Origin of the sequence: Pseudomonas sp. ICMP 460, assembly GCF_002723595.1 — a bacterium.
Lineage (GTDB): Bacteria > Pseudomonadota > Gammaproteobacteria > Pseudomonadales > Pseudomonadaceae > Aquipseudomonas > Aquipseudomonas kitaguniensis.
This window is the reverse complement of record NZ_LKBR01000031.1, coordinates 40436-54055: the sequence shown is the minus strand read 5'-3', so window position 1 is coordinate 54055 and position 13620 is coordinate 40436. Positions and strand designations below refer to the sequence as shown.

Sequence of the window (13620 nt, the reverse complement as noted above, 5' to 3'; positions counted from 1 at the left end):
CCCGGCAGGACGCCGGGTTAGCCGCGCTGGGCCAAGGATGGCCCATCGCGGCGGCCCACGGATTCAAGCCTGCGGGCGGGCATGCCGAGCCCAAGCGAGGCACCGAGTGGTGGGGCAAGAGCGTTTTGGTTACTTTTGCGCTGTTCAAAAGTGACTAGCGAGGCACCGAGTGGTGGGGCAAGAGCGTTTTGGTTACTTTTGCGCTGTTCAAAAGTGACCCGCCGTAAGGGCGGAACCCATACAAGCCATAACCCAAACACCGGATATGTACCCACCTAAAGCCCCAACAACAGCACCACATCATCAACCTCAATGCCGCAACAGCTTACGCAGGGGCACGCCATCCTTGAGCACCGGAGACTTGATCACGATATAGCTGAAGTACTTGGAAATGCCGATATTCTTGTCCAGCAGGCTTTCAACCACCTCCTGGTAATGCTGAATACTGCGGGTCATGAAACGCACAAGATAGTCGTAGCCACCGCTGATCAAATGACATTCAAGCACCTCATCGACCAAGCGAATATTGGACTCGAATTTGGCAAAGTCTTCGCGCTTGTGGTCACTGAGGGTGATCTCGGTAAACACCGTCACCGAGTCGGTAATTTTTGCCAGGTTCAAATGCGCCTTGTAGCTGGAAATATACCCGGCCGACTCTAACCGCTTGACGCGTTGCAAGCAGGGGCTGGCCGATAAGCCAACAGCGTCGGCGAGGCTGACATTGGTCATGCGGCCGTCTTTTTGCAGCTCGACCAGGATGCTGATATCAATCCGGTCCAGTTTCACTAGCCCTTCCATTGCGTACCTCATGACTGCCGTTCGTAAGACAATCTTCTAGCAAAATCAGCGCCGTAAAGACAGCTGATGCTGCGCAACCAGGTCCGCCATGCTGTTGATGCAGTAGTGCGCCGCACACGGCGTGGGTTGCCGGCTGCGCTGACGGCCAATCAAACAGCGGTCCAGGCCCGCCGTCGCGGCGACGGATGCGCGCGTCACGTGCAGCATCGGTTGCGCGTCCAGCGCCGGCTGGCTGAGCCAGCCCGGGTCCTCGGCCAGCGAGATAAAATCTTCAAGTGCAATGCCCAGACGCTCGCACAACGCGGCGCGGTCTTCGGCATCACGGTCGCCGCGCACCCACAATCGGTAGAACTTGCGCAAGTAGAGCATAGCCCCCGGAGCATCCTCGAACAGCGACCAATTGCCGGCTGATCGCGCAAAGCTCATGCCCTCCTCCCAAATGGCCTGCAAGCCCCAGCTCTGCGCGAGTTGGCGATGCGCAAAACACAGCACACCGCTGAAACCCAGCTCGGCGAAGCGTGGGTAGAGTGCCGCGACCACCGCATTATATTCGGCCAGCACCGGCTCTTTTTGCTGCTGCCCGCCACGGCTGTCGAGCAACGGCTGCAAGGCTGCCCATACACCTGAATCGCGATCCACCAGCACTTCATCGCAGTCAATCAGCAACGCTCGATATTCTGTCAGCCCCATGGTGGGTCGATCCTCCAATGATGCATTGCATTCACCCCATGCTCCATAACAGCTCACAAGCGGCGCCAGAAGTCAGTCAGCCTTGGCTCAGTTCAAAACGCGTGCCAAGGCACCCTCAAGTATCTGCAGGGCTTCGTCGATTTGCGCTTCGGTGGTCACCAGCGGCGCGAGAAAGCGCAGCACGTTGCGGTACACGCCGCACTTGATCACTAACAAACCGCCCTTGCGCGCTTCATCAATCAGCCGCTGATTAAGCTCCGCGTCTGGCGTACGGGCCTCGTCGTTTTTGATCAGCTCGATGGCGAGCATGAACCCGGTGCCGCGCACATCACCGATTTGCGGGTGACGCTGTTGCAAGCGCAGCAAGCCTTGACGCAAGCGCTCGCCCAGGATTTCACCGCGCGCCAGCAGGTGTTCTTCCTCAAAAGCATTGATCACCGCCAGCGCCGCTACGCAGGACAACGCGTTACCGCCGTACGTGCCGCCCAGGCCACCGGGCAACGGCGCATCCATAACCGCAGCTTTACCGACCACGCCGGACAACGGCAAGCCGCCGGCCAGGCTCTTGGCGACGGTCACCAGGTCGGGCTGGATGTCGGCGTGCTGGAAGCCGAACCACTTGCCGGTACGCCCGAAACCGGTCTGGATTTCATCCAGAATCAGCACGATGCCGTGTTTTTCAGTCAACGCGCGCAGGCCCTTGAGAAACTCTACCGGCGCCGCCAGGAAACCACCGTCGCCCTGTACCGGTTCAATCAGGATCGCCGCGACCCGCTCTGGTGCCACCTGCGTGGCAAGCAATTCGTCCAGCGCCTTCAGCGCCATGTCGCTGGTGAAACCGCGATAGGCATTCGGATACGGCGTATGGAACACCTCTGGCGCAAACGGCCCGAAGTTCTGTTTGTACGGCTGACTCATGCCGGTGAGGGTGGTGCCGAGCAACGTGCGACCGTGAAAACCGCCGCGAAAGGCAATCACCGCCGACCGGTTGGTGTGGGCACGCGCAATTTTCACTGCATTTTCCACCGCTTCGGCGCCAGAGGTAAAAAACGCAGCTTTGTAGGCCTCCTTGCCGCCGATCAGTTCGCACAGGCGCTGGGCCAGGTCCAGATAAGGCTGATACGCGACCACTTGAAAGCACGCGTGGGACACCTTGTGCAACTGAGCCTGCACCGCCGCAACCACTTTCGCGTGGTTGTGGCCCACATTCAGCACGCCGATACCGCCGACAAAATCCAGGTAGCGCTTGCCGTCTACATCCCACAACTCGGTGCCTTGGGCGCGATCAATGACCAATGGGTGAGCAGTGACCAGGCCACGGGGCACGAATTGGTCGCGCTGACGCAGCAAATGAGGGGTTTCATCGACTTTGCTATTCATGGTTTTTCCCATCGTGAGTCCGGCAACCGGAAGGTGGTTGCGATGTCATTCAGATTACGGTGTGTGGAAAACCAACTACGCCGAACTTGCCCCGTGAGAAATTCGGATCAACTGTTTTGCCCCCGCCTTTCAACAGATCCTGCGCCTGCCTTGAGCGATGATGGGGGTGACCTCCCTTGCGCAGGAAATGCCCATGGCCTTGCTCTACAAAGCTGACCCGGTGCGCGGCCAACACTGGCAAGCACTGTTCGCCGAACACGCATCCGACATCGCTTGGCGCGCCTGGCCAGACATCGGCAACCCGCAAGACATCCACTACCTGGCCGCCTGGCAGGCACCGGAGGATGTGGCGCAACTGCTGCCCAATCTGAAAGTGTTGTTTGCCTTGTCGGCAGGCGTCGACCAGTTGGACCTTCACCGTTTGCCGCCCGAGCTACCGGTGGTGCGCCTGCTTGACCCAGGCATCACTCGGGGCATGTGCGAATACGCGAGTTGGGCGGTGCTCAGCCTGCACCGGGACATGCTGCGCTACCGCCAGCAACAAATAGCGCGCTGCTGGCAGGCGCATTTGTTGCAGCCTGCGGTGAACCGGCGCGTAGGTGTGATGGGCCTGGGGACTCAGGCCCAACAGATTCTCGCGACGTTGGCGCCGCTGGGGTTCGCCTTGTCGGGTTGGGCGCGCAGCGCTCATCAGGTGCCGGGCGTGGACTGTTACGCGGGCGAGCAGCAGTTGCCGGCGTTTCTCAGCCAGTGCGACATTCTGTTGTGCGTGCTGCCGCTGACGGAGCAGACCCATGGGATTCTGAATCGACGGTTATTTGCGCAACTGCCACGCGGCGCGGCGTTGATCAATATGGGCCGTGGCGGGCATCTGGTAGAGGCAGATTTGCTGGAAGCGCTGGGCAGCGGGCAACTGAGCGGTGCGGTGCTGGATGTGCTGCAAGAGGAGCCGGCGCGGGCTGATCATCCGTTTTGGGCTCATCCGCAGATTATGCTGACGCCACACATTGCGGCGATGACTCAACCGCAGAGCGCCTTTGCGGTATTGCTGGAGAATATTCGCCGGTTTGAGCGGGGCGAGCCGATGGTCGGTGAGATAGATCGGCGGTTAGGCTATTAGCCCGCTGTCCTGACACCGCCGAACGGATGCAAACACACCCACCGGTGGGACACACCCAACTGTGGGAGCGGGCTTGCTCGCGATGGCGGTATGTCAGTCAACACATTATTGGCTGACACCCTGCCCGCTTTAGAGCGCATCACGCCTCCGCCTTGACCGAGTCTGCCGCAAAAATCCAAAAATGCTTGATACCTGACTGATACACACACACCCAACTGTGGGAGCGGGCTTGCTCGCGATGGCGGTATGTCAGTCAACACATTATTGGCTGACACCCTGCCCGCTTTAGAGCGCATCACGCCTCCGGCTTGACCGAGTCTGCCGCAAAAATCCAAAAATGCTTGATACCTGACTGATACACACACACCCAACTGTGGGAGCGGGCTTGCTCGCGATGGCGGTATGTCAGTCAACACATTATTGGCTGACACCCTGCCCGCTTTAGAGCGCATCACGCCTCCGCCTTGACCGAGTCTGCCGCAAAAATCCAAAAATGCTTGATACCTGACTGATACACACACACCCAACTGTGGGAGCGGGCTTGCTCGCGATAGCGGAGTATCAGTCAACACATTCATTGGCTGACACAGTGCCCGCTTTAGAGCGCATCACGCCTCCGCCTTGACCGAGTCTGCCGCAAAAATCCAAAAATGCTTGATACCTGACTGATACACACACACCCAACTGTGGGAGCGGGCTTGCTCGCGATAGCGGAGTATCAGTCAACACATTCATTGGCTGACACAGTGCCCGCTTTAGAGCGCATCACGCCTCCGCCTTGACCGAGTCTGCCGCAAAAATCCAAAAATCCTTGATACCTGACTGATACACACACACCCAACTGTGGGAGCGGGCTTGCTCGCGATGGCGGTATGTCAGTCAACACATTATTGGCTGACTACACACACCCAACTGTGGGAGCGGGCTTGCTCGCGATGGCGGTATGTCAGTCAACACATTATTGGCTGACACCCTGCCCGCTTTAGAGCGCATCACGCCTCCGCCTTGACCGAGTCTGCCGCAAAAATCCAAAAATGCTTGATACCTGACTGATACACACACACCCAACTGTGGGAGCGGGCTTGCTCGCGATGGCGGTATGTCAGTCAACACATTATTGGCTGACACCCTGCGCGCTTTAGAGCTCGAGCCTCTCGGCAATCGCTAAACCTACGTCCTGTGTCGAGCCCTGCCCGCCCAAATCCTGGGTGATCGGCCCTTCGGCAATCACCGTCTCGACCGCCCGCAAAATCCCGTCATGCGCCGCGCGATAACGTTCATCTCCATTGCCGAGAAAATCCAGCATCAGCGCGCCCGACCAAATCATCGCAATCGGATTGGCGATATTCTGCCCGGCAATATCCGGCGCCGAGCCATGCACCGGCTCAAACAACGAAGGGAAGCGCCGCTGCGGGTCCAGGTTAGCCGACGGCGCGATCCCGATCGTGCCCGCACACGCCGGCCCCAGGTCCGACAAAATATCGCCAAACAGATTCGACGCCACCACCACATCAAACCGGTCCGGCTGCAACACAAACCGCGCGCACAGAATATCGATGTGCTGCTTGTCCCACGTCACCTCGGGGTAATTCGCCGCCATCAGTGCGGTGCGCTCGTCCCAGTACGGCATGCTGATGGAAATGCCGTTGGACTTGGTCGCCGCCGTCAGGCGCTTGCGCGGACGCGTCTGCGCCAGCTCAAATGCAAACTTGAGAATGCGGTCCACACCGCGCCGGGTGAACACCGATTCTTGCAGCACAAATTCATGCTCGGTGCCTTCAAACATCTTGCCACCCACCGACGAATACTCACCTTCGGTATTCTCGCGGATCACCACAAAATCAATATCGCCAGGCTCACGCCCGGCCAGCGGGCACGGCACGCCGGGGAACAGCCGCACCGGGCGGATGTTCACGTACTGGTCGAAGTCGCGGCGAAACTTGAGCAACGAGCCCCACAGGGAAATGTGGTCCGGGACTTTGTCCGGCCAGCCGACCGCGCCGAAGTAGATGGCGTCAAAGCCCTTGAGCTGCTCGAACCAGTCCTCGGGCATCATCTGCCCGTGTTCCAGGTAGTAATCGCAGTGCGCCCAATCCAGCACTTCAATGCTCAGGTTGAGGTGCCAAATCTTCGCCGCCTGCTGCAGTACGCGCAGCCCTTCGGGCAACACTTCCTTGCCAATGCCATCACCGGCAATCGCGGCGATTCTGTATGCCTTGCTCATGCCTCACACCTCATTAACTGTCAGTTCAACCCGCCGATATGGAAGGCTTTGACTTCAAGGTACTCGTCCAGCCCGTACTTGCTGCCTTCGCGGCCCAGACCCGACTGCTTGATGCCGCCAAACGGCGCGACTTCCATCGAGATAATCCCGGTGTTGAGCCCGACCATGCCGAACTCCAGCGCCTCGCCAAAACGCCACGAGCGCTGCAAGTCCTGAGTGAAATAGTAGGCGCCCAAGCCGTACGGCGTGGCATTGGCCAGGGCCAGCGCCTGGGCTTCATCGGTAAAGCGCATCAACGGCGCCACCGGGCCGAAAGTTTCTTCGTTGGCGAGCAACATGCCGGCGTGGGTGTCGCCAAGCACCGTGGGCTGCACGAACTGGCTGTCGCCCGTGGGCATCGCGCCGCACAACAACTCTGCGCCCTGGCTCAAGGCGTCGTCGATATGCCGCGCCACCTTGTTCACCGCCGCAGGGTTGATCAGTGGGCCAATAGTCACGCCTTCTTCCAGGCCATTGCCGACCTTGAGCTTGCCCACCTCCTCCACCAGCCGCGCGGCGAAACGCGCGTAGATACCGTCCTGCACCAGGATGCGGTTGGCGCACACGCAGGTTTGCCCGGCGTTGCGAAACTTGCTCAGCATCACGCCCGCCACGGCCTGTTCAAGGTCGGCGTCGTCAAACACGATAAACGGGGCATTGCCGCCCAGTTCCAGGCTCAGGCGCTTGATGTGCTCGGCGCTTTGGCGCATCAACAGGCGGCCGACGGCGGTGGAACCGGTGAAGGAGATTTTGCGCACCGCCGGGTTGCCGGTCAGCTCTTCGCCGATGCCGGCGGGCAGCCCGGTGATGACATTGAACACCCCGGCAGGAATGCCGACACGCTCGGCCAGCACCGCCAGTGCCAGGGCCGACAGTGGCGTGAGGTCGGACGGCTTGACGATAATCGGGCAACCGGCGGCCAGCGCGGGCGCGCATTTGCGCGTGATCATTGCGTTGGGGAAGTTCCACGGGGTGATCGCGGCGCACACCCCCACCGGTTGCTTGAGCGTCAGCAAGCGACGGTCGCCGCTCGGCGCCGGCATGGTTTCACCGTAGACGCGGCGGGCTTCCTCGGCGAACCATTTGACGAAGCCGGCACCGTAGCGAATTTCGCCCTTGGCCTCGTTGAGCGGCTTGCCCTGTTCGCAGGTCATGATCAGCGCCAGGTCATCGAGGTTATCGATCATCGCCTGGTGCCAACGTTCAAGCAGCGCTGCGCGCTCCGCTGCCGGGCGTGCGCGCCAGGCAGGCCAGGCGCGTTCGGCGGCTTCGATGGCGCGGCGGGTATCCACCGCGTGCATGGCCGGAACCTGTGCCAACAGCTGGCCGGTGGCGGGGTCGTGGATGTCCAGCGTGGCGCCGCTGTCGGCAGCGCGCCACTGGCCATCTACATAGGCGAGTTCAGCCAACAGGCTGGGGTCTTGCAAGCGATTCTTGAGCATGGTCGAGTCCTGGTCCGAGACACGCTCAAGTCTAGGCAGGTCGCGCAAACGAGGATGCCGAAAGCGCGTTTGAAGCAGCGTGGCGTGCTGAAAATCACGCGAGGACGGCAGGCTCTGCTAGGCCGTCAGCGAACCCAGCATGCCTTGCAAAAAGCGCTCGCCCGCCTCCATCTGGCTGATCTCGACAAACTCATCGGGCTTGTGCGCCTGCTCGATGGAACCCGGCCCGCAGACCACCACCGGCACATCCAGACGCTGCTTGAACAGGCCGCCTTCGGTGCCGAACGAGACCTTTGCAGTGCCGGTGCCCGGCGCCGCGAATTGCTTCAAAAAGCGCACCGCCTCAACGCTTGGGTGCGTGTCGAGCCCTGGGTAGACGTTGATGGTTTCGATCTCGATGGCCGCCACGCTGGACAACTTCTGCGCCTCACGCACGATCACTTCGGCGCGCTCGCGCATTTGCTCCAGGAACTGGTCCAGGTCGTCGGCCGGCAGGTTGCGCACTTCAAAATCCAGGGTGCACAGGTTGGGCACAATATTCAGCGCCTTGCCGCCGCTAATTTGCCCGACGTGCACGGTGCTGTAGGGCACATCGTAGTCCGTGTCCTGAGCGCCGTGGCGTTGCAGTTGCTGCTGGCTTTCGCGCAGCGCGGCGATAAAGTCGCAGGCCACGTGGATCGCATTCACCGAACGCGGGGCCAGCGATGAATGCGCCTCCAGGCCACGGCAATGGGTGCGGTATGAACCCTTGCCCTTGTGGCCAAGTACAAACTGCATGTTGGTCGGTTCGCCGACCAGGCACAAAAACGGGCGAACTGGCGCCAGGTGCAGCACGTCGAGCAAGCGCCGCACGCCGACACAGCCGATCTCCTCGTCGTGCGACAGGGCCAACTGCAGCGGACGGTTCAAGGTTTTATCAGCCGCGTCGAGCATCGCGTCGATGGCCAGGGCAATAAAGCCCTTCATGTCGCAACTGCCGCGCCCATAAATACGCCCGTCCTTCACCGTGGCGGCGAACGCCGGAAAAGTCCACGCCTGCCCCGCCGCCGGTACCACATCGGTGTGCCCGGAGAGCAACACGCCGGGCTGGTGCTTGGGGCCGGTGCTGGCAAACAGATTAGCCTTCTTGCCGCTTTCGTCCTTGACGATCAGCGACTCGATGCCCTTGGTCAGCAACAGGTCGCGCACATAGTCGATCAGGGCCATGTTCGACACTGACGACACTGTATCGAAGGCCATCAGCTGTTTGAGAATCTCGAGAACGCGAGGTTTCATGAGGCCTGGCTCCGTTGGATGGCAGGTTGGGCAAAGCGGGTGATGGAAAACGGCTCAATCGGCGTGCTGGTACTGCCGGTGCTGAGCAGCTCCGCCATGACATCGCCAACGCCTGGGCCGAGCTGAAAACCATGCCCGCAAAAACCAAAAGCGTAGAACAAACCGTCGACGCTGCCACTGCGCCCCATCACCGGCAGTGAGTCCGGCAGGTAGCCTTCGATGCCGCTCCACACGCGGATGATGCTCAGGTTACCGACACCCGGCAGCAGCCGGCGCATCTGGTTGATCTGGTTGAGGATGCTGCGCGGCTCGACCTGGGCGCGACGGTTGAGCATGTCCGGTTTGCTGCGGTAACCGCCGCCAATCACGATATTGCCGCGTGGGATCTGCCGGAAGTAGATCACCTCTTCGGGGATTTTGGTGTACACGCCGATCACCGTCGGCAACGCGTAGGGCACCGGTTCGGTCACCGCCATTTGCGGGCCGTGGGTGTCCAGCGGCACCGGTTCGCCGAACTGCGCCGAGAGCTTTTGGCCCCAGGCCCCGGCGGTGATCAACAGTTGCGCGGCCTGGAACTGGCGGCCGTCGGTGGTGCTGACATGAAAGTCAGCGCCGACTTTGTGCACCTCGGCGACTTCGGTACGCTCTTCAATCTGCGCACCCAAGCGCACCGCCGCGCGCGCAAACGCAGGCGCTGCGAGGCGCGGGTTGGCGTGGCCGTCGTGGGGCGCATAGGAGCCGCCCTTGACGTCCGGGCCAAGAAAACCGAAACGTTGACGCAACTCGGCGCCGCGATAAATTTTCAGGTCCAGTTGCGCGGCTTCCGGCGCGGCGGCGTAGGCCTCAAGTTCAGCGATTTCATCTTCGCGATAACACACGCGCATGTGCCCGCTGGGAATGAACTCAAGGTCATCGCCGATTAATTCCGGCAGGCGTTTCCACAAGGCCCAGGAACGGTTGGCCAAGGCTAATTGGCCGAGGAAGCGGCCTTGCCGTCGCACATTGCCGAAGTTCACACCGCTGGCGTATTGGCCGATCTGGTCGCGCTCCAGCAAGATCACCGACTGCCCGCGAAGACGCAGGAAAAACGCAGTTGCCGAGCCCATCAGGCCACCGCCGACAATCACCACGTCAGCTTTTTGCACACTCATGGCGCGACCTCCTCGGTGAGCATCGACAACGGTTTGACCGGCGCCTGGCCACGCTGGCGGCCGACCTCCTGCACCGGCACGCGCGCCTCGGCGGCAATCACCTCGGCGCCGGCCTGCGAGCAATAGCGGCCCTGGCAGCGGCCCATGCCGACCCGGCTGAACGCCTTGGCGCGGTTGACTTCGCAGGCGCCCTTCTGATTCACCGTGTTGCGTAATTCGCCGGCACTGATCATCTCGCAACGGCACACGATGGCACTGTCCGGTAGCGCCCTGGCCTGTTCGCTGGGCCACGGGAATGCCTGTGCCAGGCCGAGGCGAAATTGATCCATGGCCGCCAGCGCCTGCTGTTGCGCGTCACGCAGCGCGGTATCAAAAGGCTGCTTTAAATCTTCAAGCAGGGTCAGCGCGACCAGGCGCCCGGCATGCTCGGCGGCGTCGGCACCGCGAATTTTCGAGCCGTCACCGGCAGCGTAAACGCCGTCTACCGACGTGCGCCCGGCGGCGTCGGTGGCCAGCCACCATTGGCTGGACGGCTCGTCAAACGCCATCTTGCAGCCCGCCAAATCGCCCAATTGGGTTTCCGGGCGCAAGTGATAACCGAGCGCCACGGCATCGGCCTGCACCGTCATGGCCTGGCCGTTGCCCGCGGTAAAGCGCACCCCGCCGACGCCGTTGGCGGCATCGCCGATGATCTGCAATGGCTTGACCCCCAGATGCACCGCCACCTTGGCCCGGTACAGTTGCGCCAGCAGCTTGATGCCGGTGAACAGCAAGCCGGGGCGCGCGAGCAGTTTTGGCAAGGCTTTAAGGCGCAGGCTGAAGGGCGACGTGTCGAGCACCGCCGCCACCTCGGCGCCGGCTTTGACGTATTGGCTGGCAACCAGGTAAAGCAACGGCCCGCTGCCCATGAAGACCACGCGATGGCCGATCGACACGGCCTGGTTTTTCAAGGCGATCTGCGCCCCGCCGAGGCTGTAGGTACCCGCCAGTTGCCAGCCTTCGATGGGCATCAAACGGTCAGTGGCGCCGGTGCATAGAATCAGCGCGTCGTAATCCACCGTGCTGTGTCGGCCCTGGCTCGCACAGCACAATTGCCCCGGCGTGAGGTTCCACACCAAGGTGTCGGGCCGGTAATCGATCACGCTGCGCAGGCGATCGAACGTCTGGTGCAGATGCTCAGCCTTGGCCGCTTCGCTGCCGTACAGGGTGGCGTAGTCGCGGGTAAACCCATGCGGCTGGCGGCGATAGATTTGCCCGCCGTCACGGCGATTTTCATCGATCAGAATCGGCGTGATACCGGCGTTCACCAGGGTTTCGGCGCAGCGAACCCCGGCAGGTCCGGCACCCACAATGACTACCCGTGCAGTGGCCATGTTGCCTCCGGTTGTGTGGTGACAATATCCAGACCCTCGCGGACCTCGTTGGAGCAAGCGCGCAGGCGTTCGCCGCTGCGGGTCCACACCCAACAATCCTGGCAAGCGCCCATCAGGCAGAAACCGGCGCGGCGCCCGCTGTCGAATTCCGACTGGCGCAAGGCGTTGCCCTGGGTCAGCAAGGCGACCATCAGGGTGTCGCCCTGCAGGGCTTCGATGGCTGCACCGTCCACGGTCAGGCTGACCGTCGGCCGGCCCTGTTCGGCCAGCCTCACAAAACGCCCTTTCATGCATACGCTCCCAACGTCATGGTGGTCAGGCCCTGCTGCGTATTCAGCAACTGGGCAGTGTCGTGGTGACAGAGAATTTCACCGCCATTGGCCAGCGTCCGCCGACTCGGCGCGGTGCGGTTGCACAGGCCGTCGACCCGCACCGGGCAGCGGTTGAGAAAGGTGCAGAGTTCCGGCACGTTGGCGCGCGGGCCAATCGGCGGCAACCCGCCAGCGCTGGCGCTGCAGGTTTCCAGCCAGCCTTGGCGCAGCTCCGGCACCGAGTGAATCAACAGGTCGGTGTAGGGATGAAACGGCGGTTCGGCGAACGACTGGCGGCTGCCGGCCTGTACTTTGTGGCCGCTGTACATCACCACAATGTCGTCGCACAGCGCGCGCACAGTGGAAATATCGTGGCTGATAAACAGGTAGGACACACCCAACTGCTGGCGCAGATCGCGCAGCAATTCGAGGATCGCCGCGCCCACTACGGTGTCCAGCGCCGAGGTCACTTCATCGCACAGGATCAGGTCGGGCTTGGCGGCCAGCGCGCGGGCCAGGTTGACCCGCTGCTTTTGCCCGCCGGACAACTCGTTGGGGCGGCGTTGAGCCAGGTCACGCGGCAGGCGCACCAGGTCGAGCAATTCGCCGACGCGGGTTTGCAGCGCCGCGCCTTTGAGGCTGAAATACATCTTCAACGGCCGACTGAGGATGGTCGCCACACTGTGCATGGGGTTGAGCGCCGTGTCGGCGTTCTGAAAGACCATTTGAATGCGTCGGAACTGCTCGGGGGTGCGTTCGGACAAGCTGCCGCCCAACGGCTGGCCGTCGAACGTCAGCTTGCCGAGGGCCGGGGTCAGCAGCCCCGCCACCACACGCGCCAAGGTGGATTTGCCGGAGCCCGACTCGCCGATCACGCCGATCGCCTGGCCGCGTCGTACGTTGAGGTCGATGTCTTCGAGTACGCGAATCGACGGCATGCCTTGCAGGTTCTTGTTGCCGTAGCCGGCGGTGAGGTTGCTGATGGTCAGCAACGGCACTTCTTCGGCAACCCCGCACGGCGGCCGAATGTTGGTGTCGGGGCGCGCGGCGGCCAGCAGGCTGCGCGTGTATGCATGGCTCGGGGCCTTGAGCAGCGGCGCGGTGGCGCTTTGTTCGAGGATTTGCCCGCCGTTCAGCACCACGATCTGGTCGGCCATCTGCGCCACCACCGCCAGGTCGTGCGACACGTACACCGCCGTGGTGCCGCGCTCGCGCACCACGCGCTTGAAAGCACGCAACACGTCGATTTGGGTGGTCACATCGAGCGCCGTGGTCGGCTCGTCGAGCACCACCAGCAGCGGGTCGCTGATCAGCGCCATGGCGGCCATCACCCGTTGCAGTTGCCCGCCGGACACTTGGTGCGGGTAGCGTTGGCCAATGCGCTCCGGGTCTGGCAGCGCCAGGTCGCGGAACAGCCCGATGGCTTTGGCGTGCAGGTCAGCGCGGCTGCCAAGGCCATGGATCAGTGCGCCCTCTACCACTTGGTCGATGAGTCTTTTCGCCGGGTTGAACGCCGCCGCCGCGCTTTGCGCGATGTACGACACACGGTTGCCGCGCAGGCCTTGCAGTTGCTTTTCGCTCAACGCGAGCATGTCGTGCTCGCCGACTTGCACCACCCCGCCGGACAGGCGACAACCGCGCCGCGCGTAGCCGAGCAGCGCCAAGGCGATGGTGGTCTTGCCGGAGCCAGACTCACCGATCAGCGCCAGCACTTCACCTTTTTCCAGCGCGAAACTCACGCCTTTGACGATTTCCACCTCGCCGCGCTCGCCACCGGCGACCACGCGCAGGTCTTTGACGCGAATCAACTCAGTCAT

The 13620-nt window shown here is 62.0% G+C and carries 11 protein-coding genes; 1 reads left to right on the top strand and 10 read right to left on the bottom strand.

Going from position 1 to position 13620, the window contains the following annotated elements:
* Positions 1 to 309: 309 nt before the first annotated feature.
* The 3 genes from AO240_RS19710 to gabT form a co-directional block, all read right to left on the bottom strand.
* Positions 310 to 798 (bottom strand): Lrp/AsnC family transcriptional regulator, encoded by a 489-nt coding sequence (locus tag AO240_RS19710; protein WP_003174918.1) that lies wholly within the window; start codon positions 796 to 798, stop codon positions 310 to 312.
* 45 nt (positions 799 to 843) lie between these two features.
* Positions 844 to 1488 carry a 2-haloalkanoic acid dehalogenase gene (locus AO240_RS19705; protein WP_099238519.1) on the bottom strand — a complete coding sequence of 215 codons (645 nt, stop codon included), beginning with the start codon at positions 1486 to 1488 and terminating at the stop codon, positions 844 to 846.
* An 87-nt stretch (positions 1489 to 1575) separates the two neighbouring features.
* Entirely contained in the window at positions 1576 to 2868 is a 1293-nt protein-coding gene (gabT, locus tag AO240_RS19700) for a 4-aminobutyrate--2-oxoglutarate transaminase (protein WP_099238517.1), read from the bottom strand.
* A 193-nt stretch (positions 2869 to 3061) separates the two neighbouring features.
* Between gabT and AO240_RS19695 the strand changes: the two genes are divergently transcribed.
* Positions 3062 to 3988, top strand: coding sequence for a glyoxylate/hydroxypyruvate reductase A (locus AO240_RS19695; RefSeq protein WP_099238515.1), 927 nt, complete (start codon positions 3062 to 3064; stop codon positions 3986 to 3988).
* Between the two features lie 1138 nt (positions 3989 to 5126).
* Here the strand turns inward: AO240_RS19695 and AO240_RS19690 are convergent.
* From AO240_RS19690 to AO240_RS19660, 7 genes are all read right to left on the bottom strand, one after another.
* Complete coding sequence (locus AO240_RS19690) at positions 5127 to 6212, bottom strand: tartrate dehydrogenase (protein WP_099238513.1); 1086 nt, start codon at positions 6210 to 6212, stop codon at positions 5127 to 5129.
* A gap of 20 nt (positions 6213 to 6232) precedes the next feature.
* Positions 6233 to 7693: an NAD-dependent succinate-semialdehyde dehydrogenase gene (locus tag AO240_RS19685; protein WP_099238511.1), complete on the bottom strand. Its 1461-nt coding sequence runs from the start codon at positions 7691 to 7693 to the stop codon at positions 6233 to 6235.
* Positions 7694 to 7810: 117 nt separating this feature from the next.
* Positions 7811 to 8968 carry an acetylornithine deacetylase gene (gene argE, locus AO240_RS19680; RefSeq protein ID WP_099238509.1) on the bottom strand — a complete coding sequence of 386 codons (1158 nt, stop codon included), beginning with the start codon at positions 8966 to 8968 and terminating at the stop codon, positions 7811 to 7813.
* Positions 8965 to 10119 carry an FAD-binding oxidoreductase gene (locus AO240_RS19675; RefSeq protein ID WP_099238507.1) on the bottom strand — a complete coding sequence of 385 codons (1155 nt, stop codon included), beginning with the start codon at positions 10117 to 10119 and terminating at the stop codon, positions 8965 to 8967. Before AO240_RS19675 ends, argE begins: the two co-directional genes overlap by 4 nt.
* Positions 10116 to 11492: an NAD(P)/FAD-dependent oxidoreductase gene (locus AO240_RS19670; protein ID WP_099238505.1), complete on the bottom strand. Its 1377-nt coding sequence runs from the start codon at positions 11490 to 11492 to the stop codon at positions 10116 to 10118. Before AO240_RS19670 ends, AO240_RS19675 begins: the two co-directional genes overlap by 4 nt.
* The gene (locus AO240_RS19665) at positions 11474 to 11782 is read right to left on the bottom strand and encodes a (2Fe-2S)-binding protein (RefSeq protein ID WP_099238503.1); all 309 of its coding nucleotides are present in this window, start codon (positions 11780 to 11782) and stop codon (positions 11474 to 11476) included. The genes AO240_RS19670 and AO240_RS19665 overlap by 19 nt, the downstream gene beginning before the upstream one ends.
* Positions 11779 to 13620, bottom strand: a complete 1842-nt coding sequence (locus AO240_RS19660; RefSeq protein ID WP_099238501.1) for an ABC transporter ATP-binding protein — start codon at positions 13618 to 13620, stop codon at positions 11779 to 11781. Before AO240_RS19660 ends, AO240_RS19665 begins: the two co-directional genes overlap by 4 nt.